12 protein-coding genes are annotated in these 14,869 nt (G+C 44.5%); 1 reads left to right on the top strand and 11 read right to left on the bottom strand.

Annotated features, from left to right (window positions below; translation table 11 throughout):
• Window positions 1–26: 26 nt before the first annotated feature.
• The 8 genes from E2L07_RS01905 to E2L07_RS01870 form a co-directional block, all read right to left on the bottom strand.
• Window positions 27–3,638: a dynamin family protein gene (locus tag E2L07_RS01905; protein WP_243854884.1), complete on the bottom strand. Its 3,612-nt coding sequence runs from the start codon at window positions 3,636–3,638 to the stop codon at window positions 27–29.
• A 39-nt stretch (window positions 3,639–3,677) separates the two neighbouring features.
• Window positions 3,678–4,187 carry a YpoC family protein gene (locus tag E2L07_RS01900; RefSeq protein ID WP_243854883.1) on the bottom strand — a complete coding sequence of 170 codons (510 nt, stop codon included), beginning with the start codon at window positions 4,185–4,187 and terminating at the stop codon, window positions 3,678–3,680.
• Window positions 4,184–4,840, bottom strand: a complete 657-nt coding sequence (gene nth / locus E2L07_RS01895) for an endonuclease III (RefSeq protein WP_134228690.1) — start codon at window positions 4,838–4,840, stop codon at window positions 4,184–4,186. The genes E2L07_RS01900 and nth overlap by 4 nt, the downstream gene beginning before the upstream one ends.
• A 30-nt stretch (window positions 4,841–4,870) precedes the next feature.
• Window positions 4,871–5,572 carry a DnaD domain-containing protein gene (locus E2L07_RS01890; RefSeq protein ID WP_010897858.1) on the bottom strand — a complete coding sequence of 234 codons (702 nt, stop codon included), beginning with the start codon at window positions 5,570–5,572 and terminating at the stop codon, window positions 4,871–4,873.
• A gap of 155 nt (window positions 5,573–5,727) precedes the next feature.
• Window positions 5,728–7,020: an asparagine--tRNA ligase gene (asnS, locus tag E2L07_RS01885; protein ID WP_010897857.1), complete on the bottom strand. Its 1,293-nt coding sequence runs from the start codon at window positions 7,018–7,020 to the stop codon at window positions 5,728–5,730.
• A 257-nt stretch (window positions 7,021–7,277) separates the two neighbouring features.
• Complete coding sequence (locus E2L07_RS01880) at window positions 7,278–8,465, bottom strand: pyridoxal phosphate-dependent aminotransferase (protein WP_134228689.1); 1,188 nt, start codon at window positions 8,463–8,465, stop codon at window positions 7,278–7,280.
• Window positions 8,466–8,612: 147 nt separating this feature from the next.
• Window positions 8,613–9,089, bottom strand: coding sequence for a cell wall elongation regulator TseB-like domain-containing protein (locus E2L07_RS01875; protein ID WP_134228688.1), 477 nt, complete (start codon window positions 9,087–9,089; stop codon window positions 8,613–8,615).
• A 35-nt stretch (window positions 9,090–9,124) separates the two neighbouring features.
• Window positions 9,125–9,295 (bottom strand): YpmA family protein, encoded by a 171-nt coding sequence (locus E2L07_RS01870; RefSeq protein ID WP_010897854.1) that lies wholly within the window; start codon window positions 9,293–9,295, stop codon window positions 9,125–9,127.
• Window positions 9,296–9,441: 146 nt separating this feature from the next.
• Here E2L07_RS01870 and E2L07_RS20715 point away from each other — a divergent pair, with 146 nt between their 5' ends.
• The gene (locus E2L07_RS20715) at window positions 9,442–9,618 is read left to right on the top strand and encodes a hypothetical protein (protein ID WP_153231706.1); all 177 of its coding nucleotides are present in this window, start codon (window positions 9,442–9,444) and stop codon (window positions 9,616–9,618) included.
• 48 nt (window positions 9,619–9,666) lie between these two features.
• Here E2L07_RS20715 and E2L07_RS01865 read toward each other — a convergent pair whose 3' ends face one another.
• The 3 genes from E2L07_RS01865 to E2L07_RS01855 are packed head-to-tail and all read right to left on the bottom strand — an operon-like array spanning window position 9,667 to window position 14,845.
• Entirely contained in the window at window positions 9,667–10,983 is a 1,317-nt protein-coding gene (locus E2L07_RS01865) for an amidohydrolase (protein ID WP_134228687.1), read from the bottom strand.
• Window positions 10,984–10,991: 8 nt separating this feature from the next.
• Window positions 10,992–13,820 carry an ATP-dependent DNA helicase DinG gene (gene dinG / locus E2L07_RS01860; protein ID WP_134228686.1) on the bottom strand — a complete coding sequence of 943 codons (2,829 nt, stop codon included), beginning with the start codon at window positions 13,818–13,820 and terminating at the stop codon, window positions 10,992–10,994.
• Between the two features lie 8 nt (window positions 13,821–13,828).
• The gene (locus E2L07_RS01855) at window positions 13,829–14,845 is read right to left on the bottom strand and encodes a tetratricopeptide repeat protein (RefSeq protein ID WP_134228685.1); all 1,017 of its coding nucleotides are present in this window, start codon (window positions 14,843–14,845) and stop codon (window positions 13,829–13,831) included.
• Window positions 14,846–14,869: the final 24 nt, after the last annotated feature.

The raw sequence follows: 14,869 nt of genomic DNA, 5'->3' as shown, positions 1-14,869 counted from the left end.
CAGGATGGCAGCCGTTTTTTTCAATGTCACAAATGCACACTCTCGTCTATTAACGTTTGCAGTTGATCTCGTTGTTCTGTAATCTCGCGCTTTATTTCACTGCTCATGAGTGAGTCGATTCTCGTTATTTCCCGATTCAGCCCATCATCCAGCTGTTTTTTCACGTCTTCACTTGCCTGATGAACCGCTTGAACGATCGCATTCGAATATTCCCATTCCGCTTCCTTTAATTGTTTTGTTGCAACTTCAAGCATGTCATCTACTAATGTTTCTTTTAATCGTTTCAACCCTCCCTCTTCAAAAAAGCTTCGAGCAGACGGATAAAACGCTTCATAACTGGTCACCTCAAGTAGTAGTTTGACATCAGAATCGACGATGACCTTCACTTCTTGTTCATAGGCATCAACGGTCAAATGGGGCAAGCTTCGTTTCCAATCATAGATGATTTGCTCCTGCCACTTGGTCATTCTTCCTTGTATGACCGTTTCCAAACGGACGGTTGTCGCTGCAAGCTCTTGCCGAACGTATTGCTCCCCTTCTCGCTTCCACGCTTGAATCGCCGATGTTAGCGCTGCTTTTTGCTGCTTACGGCTTGCTCCGGTAACGGTCGTAACATTGACAAACTGAGAAAACTCATCGGCTAACACATAGCGTAGTCGCTGCCGCAAATAAAGAAATAGTTCCGCTACTTCCTGCTCGCTTTCCCGTAACGATTGTGTTGGTACTAAAGTTAAAAGTTCATCACGGAGCATTTCCACTATTTGCTGAACCTCTTGTCTTCTCGTTTTTCGCTCCCCTTCTTCCTTTTGAAGGAAGGCAAGCGTGTCCCCTAGCTTGGCGCAAAAAAGAGCCGCTTCTTCAACAATTCGCTGAGCGCTGATCCTTTTTAATTGATTGATCATCTGCTGATAAAACATCGTTTCAAATTGATGAAACGACGACGCATCTTCATTGGATGTCTCACCTGTCGTTTTCGCGGCTAGTGCCTGCTTGCTCGAGACGTAAAATAGGCGTGGTGACTCCATATGATTGGCCTTCAACTGCTGTTTCACATGGGAAACGACACCTGCAAGCTCCTCGGCTGAAGCTGCCAAATCGGCTGCATTGATAACAAAATACAGCTTGTCGTCATGGAATGCCTCATTTATTTTCGCCATTTGCTGTAAAAAATATTGATCTGCTTTAGAAAACGAATGGTTGTAGTAGGTCAAATAAAAGATGGCATCCGACTCTTTTAGTTGGGTAAAGGCCACATTCGTATGACGGCCGTGAATCGAATTAACACCAGGTGTGTCAACGAGAACAACCCCTGCTCTCGTTAAGTCACAATCATAGTACAACGTCACTTCCTGAATGAGACACGCATGCGATTCTGTCCCAACCCAAAGTGCGAGTTCCTCCAGATCAATCACTTGCTCTGACCCGAGGGTCCACTCTTGATCCTTGAGAGATGCTTGCAAAGTCGATAAATAATTAACGTACGAACGTTGTTGGTTTGTCGCCACTTGCATCCGTTTTGGTTTCCAAGACTGGATGTTTTTCAAGCTGAGCTTTAAATCGAGTTGATCTGCAACGGCTTGAATTTCTTCGTCTAGATCTGCTCGATTTTTCATTTTAATGATAGCGGATCGATGAGCATATTGATCTGTCGGCCTGCAAACGGTTGTCACGGTAGCAGTCGTTGGATTCGGTGAAACCGGTAGCACCGCTTCCCCTAGTAACGCATTGGCGAAGCTAGATTTCCCCGCACTAAAAGCACCAAACAGAGAAACGACGTATTGCTGTTGATGGTAACGCTCCATTCGCTCCAGCAGCTTCTTCATCTCATGGTGCAACGGATGACCGTCTGTGTCGTACTTTTCGATCGCTTGGTACAATCGGTCTATCCATTCCTTCGTCTCATCTTCACGGAAGACAACATCCTGTCCTTTTATAGGCTCTTCAAGAGCATCAGCAATGACACTTTTATTCGGTAAGCGAATACCATAAAACGCCGTTGCCTCTTTCATTATGCTCTCGTTTGATTGATTCTTCACCACTGCTAATGCTTTTGCATATTGTCCTTGATCGTCATAGCGTTCCGCTTCCTCCATGAGATGCTGTTTTTGCTTTTGAAAAGAGCGCTCCGCTTCCTCGATTTTATCCACATAGCTTTTGACGTTTTGAAGGGTGGAAAGCTTTTCCTCTAGTTGCTCCAGTTGTTCGTGAACATGAGCCTTGATTCCTTCCTGCTGCTTCTGGAAAACGACAAGCGCTTTTGCTTTTAGCTGCTTACAGATTAAATCAGTGAGCTGACTTGTGAACGTAAAAACATATTCCCGGCTCGTCGTCCCGATTTTGACATGATCGATAAATAACGTTGGTGTTACTTTGAAGTGGACTTCGCTAATAGCACGTTCCACTTCCTCTTTATTCGTCAATCGTTCCCAGTCGATCTGTTCTTGAAACAGGCGATGTAGATGGAACTCTAATTGACTTTTTACTTTGTCCTGAAGATCTGCTACAGCTTTCTGCAAACGGCTCGCGCGCTCGGCTTCTGTTTTCTTTTTTGAGAACAGAAGCCCCACTTTATACGACGGTTGAACGCTCTCCAGCCAGTCCCTAGTCAAATCTGTCGTTGTAAACGGAAACAAAGTGACGTTTTGAAAAAGTTTTGACACCTCTTGTTCCCCTTTAGCCAACAACGTTTGTGGCAGTTGAAGAACTTTCTCTCGTTCCGCTTCCAGCTTGGTCTTTTCTGTTAAAACGGCAGGGTCATAGCCGTTTGCGCTCATCTCTTCATGAATCGCTTCGATCGTTTGTTCTAATTCATCACGAAGCCGGCGTTCTATCCCATAATAAAAACTTTGCCATAGTCTTTGTTTGGCGAACGGAATCAGGCTATCACTATAATACAGACGCTTCTTCACATCTTCCGCAAACGTCGAAAACTGATTCAATGGATGGTTAGCTACTTTCATGCTTGTATAATAAATGGTTTCAAACTCGATGCCCCATTTTTTGAACACGTCTTTTACCGATTGATCAAAAGTAGCAAAAGGAACTTCTTGCTCATCGTGTTTATCAATTTGATTAATGACGATCACAATTGGCTTTTTCTCATCCGATAATTGCTTGAGGAAATAGAGGTTCGTTTCCGATTGGACATGGTTGTAGTCCATGACATAAACGATCCCATCGGTTGTGTAAAGCTGTTCGGTCGTCACGGCCTGATGGGTTGGGTCTGTTGAATCAACTCCGGGCGTATCGAAAATACAGCTCGTCTCATTTAAAAAGGGGAGAGGTAGTGTGAGGGTTAAACTGGAGATCTCCTCTCCATTCATTCCCCACTCCCGCACTTGATCCCATGGGATTTCACCTGTAAAAGTTGATAATTCCCCATTGTTTTTTTCCACTTTCAACCCGAGAGGGCCTTGGGCGATTTTAATAATGTTGGCACTCGTTGGAATCGGACTTGTCGGCAATACCTCGGCACCAATTAGTCTGTTTAAAATGGTTGATTTTCCAGCGGAATAATGGCCACAAAAAGCTAAGTCATATCGATGACTTGCTTGTTTTTCTTCGATGAGCGCTCGGCGTTTTTGTTCGTCGCTCGTAAAGGTAAGCACATCTGATCGCGTTTGTTGACTCGTTGTCATCTGCATCTCTCTCCACCACCTTTTGATTTCCACACAAAGCTATCTCTTTTTTACCTTCGCTAGGGCTACCGATTTTGCATACATTTTTCGCAGTTCATCCATCATCGCTCGTAATTGAACAAAGGAATGATACTTGTTCGGAGCGGCTAATAAAAATGCGAGCCGCTCTTCAATGTTGACTGGCTTCACGGCTAACTCATTAGCATCTTCCTCAACGCCGATCAGCCGTTCTACGGGCTGTTCGTTCGTCCAAAATAACGCATCAATAAAGGCTGCAGTTGCTAAAAGCATCGGTCCTTTCGCCCGCTGAACATCTCGATCTTCATAACAGGCTTCAAGTATTGGTAGAAGCTTCTGCCACACAGAGAAAAGCAGTGGAACATACGTCTCACGCTCATTCCACGGTGCTAAAGCTCCCTCTAGATCAAAATAAAATGGCACTTGCTGAATGATCTTTTCAAAGGGAGCTTTCATTGGTTCAACGGTTGTCTCATCTGACCGAAAAAACGGCTCCCTTTGAAAAGGACGCGGAATCACAATGACACTCATGGTGCCCCCCTCCGTCTCATGCGTTTTTTCCCTTCCCGGCACATATCAAGCAATGGACAGATGTCGCATTGAGGGTTTTGCGCTTTACAATGATAACGTCCAAAAAAGATAAGACGATGATGAGAAATCGACCATTCATCCATCGGGATTTTTTTCATAAGGGTTTGTTCTACTTGTGTCACATTGTCTTTCCAGCGACAGATGCCTAATCGCTTCGACACTCGCTCTACATGGGTATCCACGGCAATGGCCGGCACGCCAAATGCTACGGAAGCGACGACATTAGCCGTCTTTCTCCCCACCCCTGCAAGCTTGACAAGCTCATCTCGATCTTGTGGAACTTCTCCGCCGTATTGCTCCAACAAGGATTGACAGAGCTTTTTTATATTTTTTGCTTTGTTCCGATATAAGCCGATCGAACGGATGTCCTGTTCTAACTCTTCAAGCGGAACGGCTATATAGTCTTCCGGTGTTTTATATTTTGCAAATAACCGAGGCGTTACTTTGTTGACGAGTGCGTCGGTACATTGGGCAGAAAGAACTACGGCGATGAGTAGCTCAAACGGATTGGAATGGGTCAGTTCACATTCTGCATCTGGATACATGTCCGCAATGACCGCTAGTGCCTCTTGCGTTTGTTTTTTAGTTAACATGATTCTTCCCTTTCTAGCGTTGTTCTACCTTTATTGATCTAACCAATTGTACGTTGGGATCACATTCGCTTTGGCCCGCGGGGCATCTTGCGGACGATTGTCTTGACGAGTACGAAATTTCTCCCCATATTTTTTCGCTTGGTCTAAAGTTGTTACCCCGTTTTTTTTCCACTCAAATAAAATCCGATCAATGTAACGAAAGTTGAGCTTTCCAGAAATGACAGCTTCTCGGAGTGCCGCTTTTATTAGCTCAGGAGTATGTTGATCCTGATCAATCCACATCGATAGCGTTTCCCCTTCGATGGGAGAAAGAGGACGACTGAATTCACGCTCAAATAAACGATAGAGGGTCATCTCTTCTTCCTGGCCGCGCTTCTCTTCTAATTGCTTTATTTCACGTGCCACTAACTCTGCAAGTTTTTCCCATAGAGGGGATAGTGAAAACTGTTCATAAATAACACCTTCTTCATCAGATCGCTTTTCAAGAGCCAAACAGCCTTTTTTAATGAGTCCGTTTAAACACTTGGAGCATTCGACACTAGCTAGTGACATTCTAGATGCTAGATCATCGGGTGTTGGGAAAGAGCTTCCTTCTTCAATAAACGTTTGAATATGTAAAAGAGCGACGAGTTCTTGCTCATCTAATGATAATTGGCGATAATGGTGCATGAGCAATTTCGGAATGGAAAGGGCTCCTGCTTCTAACCACTTTGTCAATATGGATGGATACATGTCGAAACACCTCTTGGCTATTATATCATGAGTTTTCCGTTTTTTGCGTAACCTATGTCCCAATCATGTTAGAAAACGTTCCTCACCGCCAAGGCTTAATGGAAATTGATTATCATTTATGGAAAAAGAAAAACCTGGGCAAAGGCTGCCCAGATTTACGGATACAAGCGGTTTAAAAGACGAGGGAACGGGATCGTTTCTCGTACGTGTCCAGCGCCGGAAATCCAGCCGACGGTTCGCTCAAGACCTAAACCGAAGCCAGAGTGCGGTACTGACCCGTATTTACGCAAATCTAAATACCACGCATAAGCATCGAGCGAAAGGTCATGCTCTTCAAGCCGCTTTTTCAACAAATCATAATCCGAGATTCTTTGTGAACCGCCGATGATTTCTCCATATCCTTCTGGAGCGATTAGATCGGCGCAAAGAACCACATCATCCCGGTTAGGATCAGGTTCCATATAAAACGGTTTTAGCGAGGTTGGGTAGTGGGTAATAAACACGGGCTTATCAAAATGTTCAGCAATCGCCGTCTCATGTGGCGCCCCAAAGTCATCGCCCCATTCAATATCATCAAACCCTTTTTCATGCAAGAACTTAATGGCATCGTCGTATGAAATCCGTGGAAACGGCGCTTGAATGCTTTCTAGAACAGAAGTATCCCGCCCAAGCGTTTTTAATTCAATTGCGCAATGTTTCAGCACAGACTGAACGATGTATGCAACATAATTTTCTTGAATTTCCAAACTTTCTTCAAACTCAACAAACGCCATTTCCGGCTCAATCATCCAAAACTCAATTAAGTGGCGGCGCGTCTTTGACTTTTCTGCTCGGAATGTTGGCCCAAACGAAAAAACCCGTCCAAATGCGAGTGCTGCAGCTTCCATATACAGCTGACCACTTTGCGATAAAAACGCATCTTCATCAAAATATTTTGTATGAAACAGTTCAGTCGTTCCTTCTGGAGCACTTCCCGTTAAAATGGGTGGATCAACTTTGACAAAGCCGTTCTCATGGAAAAATTCATAGGTCGCGCGAATGATTTCATTTCGAATTCGCAACACCGCATGCTGTTTTCGAGAACGAATCCATAAATGCCGATGATCCATCAAAAACTCCGTGCCGTGCTCTTTCGGTGTAATCGGGTAATCGGTCGCCTCGTGAATGATGTCAAAGGAAGTGACCGTTAGCTCATACCCAGATGGGGCACGCTCATCTTTACGGACAATCCCTGTTACATAAAGGGAACTTTCTTGAGTTAAATTTTTAGCTTTTTGAAACCATTCATCTCCAACTTCAGCTTTGACAACCACTCCTTGAATAAAACCTGTCCCATCTCGAAGCTGTAAAAACGCAATTTTACCGCTGGATCGCTTATTCGCAAGCCAAGCGCCTAGCGTCACCTCTTGATCAACATACTGTCCGATCTTTGCAATCGTAGTTTTCACGTCTTTCCCTCCATGGTTCATATGTATACCAACGTCCATTATATACTTCTGGAAAAATTGAAGTCAATGACTACCATTGTGTAGAAGTTGAAGACTTGTGTAATAAAGCTGACCTTCATTTTTTTGGAGCTCTTTGTTATACGGACGTGAAGTTCTTAGTCTGCCTTTCTTGTTGTCTTTAGTGCCTTGATGTAGACCTTAGCGTAGCTTAATCGGAGTAAAAAACGACCACACCCCATGAGTATGGTCGTTCTTCGTTATTTGCTGCGTTTCATTTCGACGAAGCGGGAAATTCGGTCGATCGCTGCTTCTAATAGCTCCAGTGACGTTGCATAGGATAAACGAACATTGTCAGGTGCACCGAACCCTGAGCCAGGTACGAGGGCGACTTTTTCTTCCTCTAACAAGACTTTCACAAAGTCGTCAACCGTTTCGTGACCAGTTAATGCTGCAGCTTCCTTTACATTCGGGAATAAATAAAATGCTCCCTTAGGTTTTACGCACGATACACCAGGAATCGCCACAAGCTTATCGTAAATCGTGTGGAGTCGCTCCTCGAACGCCACTCGCATCTTCTCGACAGATCCATCATCCTCAGTGTAAGCGGCAATCGCTCCATATTGAGCGCTGGTCGTTGGATTGGATGTACTGTGGCTCGCGAGATTGGTCATCGCTTGAATGAGCGCCTCCGGTCCTGCCGCGTACCCGATCCGCCAGCCTGTCATCGAGTGAGATTTGGAAACACCGTTAATTACGACTGTGTTTTCCTTAAATTGTGGGGAAATTTCCGCAACCGATGTATGTTTTGCTCCATCATATACAAGCTTTTCATAAATTTCATCTGAGACGATAAGGACATTATGCTTAAGGCACACTTCCCCTAACGCTGCTAACTCCTCTTGCGTATATAAAGAGCCTGTTGGATTACTCGGTGAATTAATAATAATCGCCTTCGTTCGGTCTGTAAGAACAGGCTCAAGCTGAGCTGGTGTTAACTTAAAGTCGTTCGATTCTTTCCCTTCCACGAACACAGGTTCCCCTCCAGCAAGCTTCACTTGCTCTGGATAGCTCACCCAGTAAGGAGATGGGATAATCACTTCATCGCCTTCATTTAACAACGCTTGGAACAGTGTATAGAGAACGTGCTTCGCCCCTGTACCGACGATAATCTCCTTCGCTGTATATGTAAGCCCTTGATCTTGCTTAAACTTTTCAATAATAGCTTCCTTTAACTTTGGTAAGCCTCCAGATGGGGTGTATTTCGTATGCCCTTCTTCCATGGATCGTACCGCAGCATCAATAATGTATTGAGGAGTATTAAAATCCGGCTCCCCTGCTCCTAATCCGATCACATCGTGCCCTTGCTCCTTTAACTCTTTTGCCTTTGCTGTAATCGCCAATGTTGATGACGGTGTCAAGGTAGAAACTCGCTTAGCTAACTCCATCTGTTACGTTCTCCTTCCCATGTCTTCATCTGTTTCTCTTACTATAGACCGGATAAACGGACAATTCAAGTGCTTTTCTTGTGAATCTTTCGCCTTTTCTGCGATTGGTTACGTAAAATTGCTACTTTTATTTCGTGCCGCTCCGGATTACGGCCTTAGGCTGTATCGTTTAATGAATGTGCCATCATAAAAAGACACATAATAATACGACAATCGGCCCTCTTCATCATAGTATGTGACCTCATAAACGGGGTGCTTGTTTTCAACTCCTAGGCGGATGGCCACCAACTCGCGAACAGCAAGCTCCTTCTCGATGATCGCACGAACGTCTTCCTCACTGATCCCTTCTGAAGCTTTCTTTGAGATCACCTGATCATCTGGACCGACCCAAACGATGCGTTCCTCGCCATCTTCATCCAATCCATGAATGACTTGATAAGCGTCAGAACCATGGTAATAAGATGCATCGTTTACGGTGGTTAAATAGCCTTCGCTCAACACAAGCTGAACCGCTTGTTCCTCGTCTTCACTAAACGGGCTTTTAATGACAGTGTACCCGTATGCTCCTGCTCCAATAATGGCGGAAAAGAGTACAATTCCGATTAAAATAAGCCATTTCCTCATTTAGATTGTCCCCTTTTTAACAGCGTTCACTACGTTTATGTACGATAGATCGAAAACACCATTTTTTCCTCATCTTTTTTATCCAGCGATAAACCAAACATTAAGTCATCTTCCTTTAACGTACGGTTTAACGCATCAACAATTTTATACAGATCCTTGCTTTTGTCTATTTTCACAGTTGAGATTAGCTCCACTTTGCTATTCATGGTGGATCCTCCCTTGTTAAAAGTTATCCTTGTACTCATTCATTACTAATCATAGCGATGTAGCAAACGGTCATACTAATTGTAAGCTAACCAATGACATACACGCAGCCCTACATTCCGTATGTTGTTCAATTCAGGGGGAACGAATGGTTATGCGAACAGTCGTATCAACTGCCAAATGGTTTCAGCATTACAAAAAATCTGTTGCGTTAAGCAAACGAAGCTCAGCTTTTTGTACACAAATGGTTGCTCCGTCTGTAAGGGAGACCCAATTCCCTAGCTGTTTTCAAGACGATGACTGCAACCAACTGCAAAAACAATAAAAAATTGCCAAGCCCACACCCACTAAAATAGACCGGAACTCATCTGGTCTATTTTAGTTTTTCGCAAATTCGCTGATAGTGAGCGTTCGCTTCAAATTGCAATTTCTCTTCATCAAATGTCTTTAATTCCTTGTTGAGCATTAGGGGAGCTCCTTCGACAAAAACATCTTGAACGTCGGACCCTTTCAGCGCATAAACGAGATGGGACATCACATGCTCGTGTGGCTGTAAATGAAGACATTGGGGATCAATCATTATAAAATCAGCCCGCTTTCCAGCTTCAATGGTACCTACTTGTGGCAAACGGAGGGCTTTTGCACCGTTTTTCGTAGCCATAGCAATCGCCGTTTCAGCAGGAACCGCGGTAGGATCAAGCACAGCCCCTTTTTGCAGGAGTGCTGCTATCCGCATTTCCTCCACCAAGTCTAAATGGTTGTTTGAAGCGACACTATCCGTTCCAAGACATATGTTAATTCCCCGCTCAAGCATTGATTGAACGTTGGCAATTCCCGAACCGAGCTTCAAATTACTCATCGGATTATGACTTACATGGACACAAGGATGCTGTTCAAGAATATCAAGCTCTTCCTCCCCTAAATGAACACAATGCGCCAGTAACCAATGGCGGTCCTTTAAAAATCCAAGCTGTTCAAAATGGACGAGGGGATGGACACCGTACGTTTTACGATGCTCTTCCACTTCCCGTTGAGTCTCCGCCATATGAGTATGGAGCGGAAGATCGATTCGATCCGCTTCATCTACAATCATCTCAATAAATGAAGGTGGGCATGTATACGGGGCATGGGGAGCCATCATCGTTGTAATTCGCCCGTTTCCATCTCCGTTCCAAGTGGTAGCAAAAGTTACGGCTTCTTTCAGTTTCTCCCGCTGCTCAGATTCCGAACAAAGGCCGATCATGGATCGCATCAGGACAGCTCTAGGCCCTTGTTCAACGACCGCTTCCGCCAAATCGTCCATATACAAATGATACATCTCTAAAAATGTCGTCGTCCCTGATTTAATCATTTCTGCCATGGCTAGCTGTCGCGCGTGATGTACGGCTTCACGATCCATTTTTCCTTCAAAGGGCCACATTTTTTCTGATAACCAGGACTGCAATGGAAGGTCGTCGCTATGCCCGCGTAATAACGACATGCCAAGATGTCCATGGGTATTAATCATGCCAGGCATGACCCACTTTCCTTTCCCGTCGATCACTTCAACACGATCGATTTCTTCAGGAGAAGGAGTTCCTTCAGCAACACTTACAATCACGCCATCAGCAAACTTAAAATAACCATGTCGGATAAACGGCGCTTCTTCTTGACCCGTCACGATTGAAACATTTTTTACGATCGTTCCCATAACTCCTCCTACATCCATTCTTTATGTGCCTCAATAAGCGATTCCAGCGTTCCTTTATATACAGGTACATCTGGAAGAGATTCGAGAAAGGCTCTACCGTAACGTGTTGTGGCAATTCGTTTATCGAGCACAAACACACTTCCCTTGTCCTGGTTCGTACGAATTAAACGGCCGAATCCTTGCTTAAATCGAATGATCGCCTGAGGCAAAGAAATATGACGAAATGGATTCTTTCCTTCCTCTTCAGCTTTATCCAACTTAGCTTTCAACAATGGTTGATCAGGTGGAGCAAATGGAAGGCGCACGATGACAAGGCAACGTAGTTCATTTCCTGGAAGATCAATCCCTTCCCAAAAGCTGCTTGTTCCGAATAAAATAGCTTTTTCATGGAGCTTAAATGCTTTCATTAACTTCGCTCTGCTACCGCTTGTAATTCCTTGGCCAATTAAGGCGAGGGAGTCATCCATGGATAGATCCTTCACATATTGGTATACCTGTTTTAACATTTCGTAAGATGTAAAGAGAACAAGGATTCGACCTGAAGAACAATCGGCGATCCGCCAAATTTTAATCGCCACCTCTTGTGCGTACTCTTCTTCTGAAACATCCTTAATTGCCGGAATATCGGTCGGAAGCAATAAACGCGCCTGCTCTTTATACGAAAACGGGGAAGGGATACTTTCCGTACGAACCCCAAAATCGTGGAGCCCGAGTCGCTCCATCTGATAATCAAACGACCCTTTGATGGATAAAGTGGCAGATGTGAGTACGACACTTTTTTTCGTTGCGAAAAATCGATCGGCAAGCGATTCACCAACCTCGATTGGACGAGAATATAAAAAAGTAGCATTCTTCGCCCCACGTGGTTCAATTTCAAGCCAATAAACAGCATTTGGATCTGATTCGAGAAGGAGCTCATAAAGGTTGTTTTCCTCTTCTTGAAGTCTGTCAATTACCCCTTTTGCATCGGTAAGTAAACCTTGATCAAAAAAAGAAAGTTGATCATACACATCATGAAAGCACGTTAATACAAGTTCGAGCTTTTTTATCCCTTCCTTCATCATAAGATGTACTCGCATCCCGCTCTCTAATATGGCCTCCCACAATGTCCCCTGTTCGCGAAAGCTTTCGTAGCGATAGCTTAATCGACCGACGTCCGATTTTGAACTTGACCGATTTTGTAGCACGTAACGGTGCAACATGCGGAAGAGCTCATCAAGTTCAAGCTGGCACTCCTGCAAAATCGTTTTTACTTTCTCCTCATCAACCGTCAGCTTCACGTCTTCTTTTGCTGCGAGTTGAAACATTCGGTCAAGTAAGCCTTCCTTATCTCCGTAACCGAGCCGTTGAATAAAATAATATAAGCTATAATAGTCGGTCTGTTTCCCAAGATGATCGCTTGCCACTTCTTCAAAATGATGGGCTTCGTCAATGACCGCTTGTTTGAATGACGGAAGAAGGCCGTTTTTTTGCACCATATCGGTACATAGTAACGCATGGTTTGTAATGATCAAATCTGCTTTTGCTGCTTGCATACGCGCTCGCTGATAAAAGCACCGTGAAAACCAAGGATCATATTTACCAAGGCTGGAAACACCATCGCTTTCAACGGTTGCCCAAAAGCTTCCTGGACCGGTGGGCAAGTTGAGTTCTTCCCGATCCCCTCGCTCCGTTTCTGTTAACCACACGAGAATCGCTGCCTTTGCAAGAATCGTATCGTAAGAATCTTGTTCACAGCCCCTCGCTAATGCTTGCTCAAATTTCCACAAGCTTAAATAATGGTTCCTCCCCTTTAACAAAGCTACATTTATCGGAAACGGGAGAATCTTTTGCAGGAGCGGGATGTCTCTCTCTAAAAGCTGTGATTGCAGAGGGATCGTTTGTGTGCTAATGACGACTGGCGCCTTCTCCATATGAGCAAAATAAGCAGCAGGAAGTAAATATGCCAGTGATTTGCCCGTTCCTGTCCCTGCTTCAATCAACACATGCTCATTATTCGAAAAGGCTTCATGAACAACTTCCATCATTTTCAGTTGCCCCTGACGCCATTCATATGTAAGAAAGGCTTTGGAAAGGGAACCTCCCTCTTGTGTAATCCTATCTTTAAACGACTGAAATGTATCTGTCGTTGTGATAATCTCTTCTTCTTGTGGTTTCATCTTGACAGGCTTACGAATGGCTAGCTGACGATAAATGTCAAAGGCTTCTTCTTCCCTGGCGTGGTCGTGCATTTTCTTTTCAATCAACTGTCGTAAAATCGGCCCCATATCGCTGATCCATGAGTCACTTAATAATTCTAATTGCTGTAATGTCATGAGTGGAAGCTGCCGCAGCTTCTGTAACAACAGTAATAACAAGTCGGCGGTTACCTTCGCATCACTATCCGCTCGATGGGGATTTTCGTGCTCCAAGCCTAATTGTTCCGTTAACGCTGAAAGCTTATAACTTTCCTCAGTTGGCAATAATATTCGAGACAGCTCGACGGTATCAATAATAGGGACAAGGAGCGGTCCGTACCCTTCGTGCTCCAATAATTTTTGCAGGAAGGATAAGTCAAAATGAACATTGTGGGCAACAAAAACCGCCCCTTCGAGCATAGACATAAGCTCCGGAATGCATTGATGAAATGTCGGGGCCCCCTTCACCATTTCGTCAGAGATCCCCGTTAATTCTTCTATAAAAGGAGGAATGGAGCGCTCAGGGTTCACGAGCGTGCAGAAACTCTCCACAGCCTCCTCGTCTTCGATGACGACAGCACCAATTTCAATGATTCGATCTCCTTGGGCAACCGATTGGCCTGTCGTTTCGATATCAATCACGACAAAGCGGTTATTCATTTTTCTCTCTAACCTCTTTCTATACTTGCTGCAAGCTGCCTTAAGTTCCCATCATTCCAACAATGGGCGAGGAACTCGATCGATAGGCGAACATCTTCTCTAATTTGGGGAACCGCTATGAGTTCCTTCAACATGTGAATCGCCTTTTCCCGTTCATCCTGAAGAGCAAGATTCCAAGCGATTCCGTGCTTCGCTAAATGGCGAAGCTGGCGAGATTGCAGCAATTGTTCAAAACAATGAACAGCAGCCTGATGAAAGCCGTACCATTCAAGCTTCGTGCCGATTGTCAGCAAAAATTTCTCAGGGGGACAAAGTTGAATGGCTTCAAGCCATTTTGCACACCCCTCTTCTACATAGCCACTTTCACAAAGGGCACAGCCTAAAAAATAAAGGGCATCCACATCTTCTTCCCCATCCTTAATCACTTCCACAAAGCAAGGAATGGCGAGTGCATATTGATGCTGAAGAAAATACGCCATGCCTAAATTATACATGACATCAGGATGAAATGTTAGCTTTGAAGCGTGCTCATATGAAGTAAGCGCTTCTTCCACTTCACCTTCCTGCATGTATAACGTACCGAGTGCCATATAAGTAAAATAACGGACGAGACGGTCAACAGATGTTGTTAACACATAGACACAATGTTCCTTACATCGCTCCCTCTGACCTCCATAGAGATTAGCGAAAATGGCATACAAGTGAAGGAGCGGGTGGTGCATGTGAGGTTGCATTTTCAATTCACGGTCAAATTGCATAGCGGCTTCCTGAAACATTTCTAGATCATAAAGGGCGGTTCCTTTTGAAACGTAAGGTGGATACTTTTCCAATACGGATGACTGCTGCTGTCGCTCACGAAGGGTCATGCATGCTTCGTGCATGTCGCTCCACTCCTCTAACACCCGCTCGGTCCACTCCTCTAACAAGGATAGTTCTTTTTCTTGTTCTTCGACGGTCATGACGTCCCATTTTTGTGTGACATCCTTAAAAACGGAACGCCACCCCTGACGAGATGACGAACCCATAGTCCTCTCCCCTTTTTTACTTTC

This window comes from Halalkalibacterium halodurans (assembly GCF_004376175.1).
Classification (GTDB): domain Bacteria; phylum Bacillota; class Bacilli; order Bacillales; family Bacillaceae_D; genus Halalkalibacterium; species Halalkalibacterium halodurans.
The sequence above is the reverse complement of the archived record's forward strand: the minus strand, read 5'-3'. Positions and strand labels throughout refer to the sequence as shown.

Bases quoted from the DNA above. Each gene is read 5' to 3' on its own strand.
- E2L07_RS01890 (WP_010897858.1), bottom strand. From the start codon at position 5,572: ATGTATCCATCCATATTGACAAAGTGGTTAGAAGCAGGAGCCCTTTCC.
- E2L07_RS01875 (WP_134228688.1), bottom strand. From the start codon at position 9,089: ATGAGGAAATGGCTTATTTTAATCGGAATTGTACTCTTTTCCGCCATT.
- E2L07_RS01880 (WP_134228689.1), bottom strand. From the start codon at position 8,465: ATGGAGTTAGCTAAGCGAGTTTCTACCTTGACACCGTCATCAACATTG.
- dinG (WP_134228686.1), bottom strand. From the start codon at position 13,820: ATGAATAACCGCTTTGTCGTGATTGATATCGAAACGACAGGCCAATCG.
- nth (WP_134228690.1), bottom strand. From the start codon at position 4,840: ATGTTAACTAAAAAACAAACGCAAGAGGCACTAGCGGTCATTGCGGAC.
- E2L07_RS01855 (WP_134228685.1), bottom strand. From the start codon at position 14,845: ATGGGTTCGTCATCTCGTCAGGGGTGGCGTTCCGTTTTTAAGGATGTC.
- E2L07_RS01870 (WP_010897854.1), bottom strand. From the start codon at position 9,295: ATGAATAGCAAAGTGGAGCTAATCTCAACTGTGAAAATAGACAAAAGC.
- E2L07_RS01905 (WP_243854884.1), bottom strand. From the start codon at position 3,638: ATGACAACGAGTCAACAAACGCGATCAGATGTGCTTACCTTTACGAGC.
- E2L07_RS01900 (WP_243854883.1), bottom strand. From the start codon at position 4,187: ATGAGTGTCATTGTGATTCCGCGTCCTTTTCAAAGGGAGCCGTTTTTT.
- E2L07_RS01865 (WP_134228687.1), bottom strand. From the start codon at position 10,983: ATGGGAACGATCGTAAAAAATGTTTCAATCGTGACGGGTCAAGAAGAA.
- E2L07_RS20715 (WP_153231706.1), top strand. From the start codon at position 9,442: ATGGTTATGCGAACAGTCGTATCAACTGCCAAATGGTTTCAGCATTAC.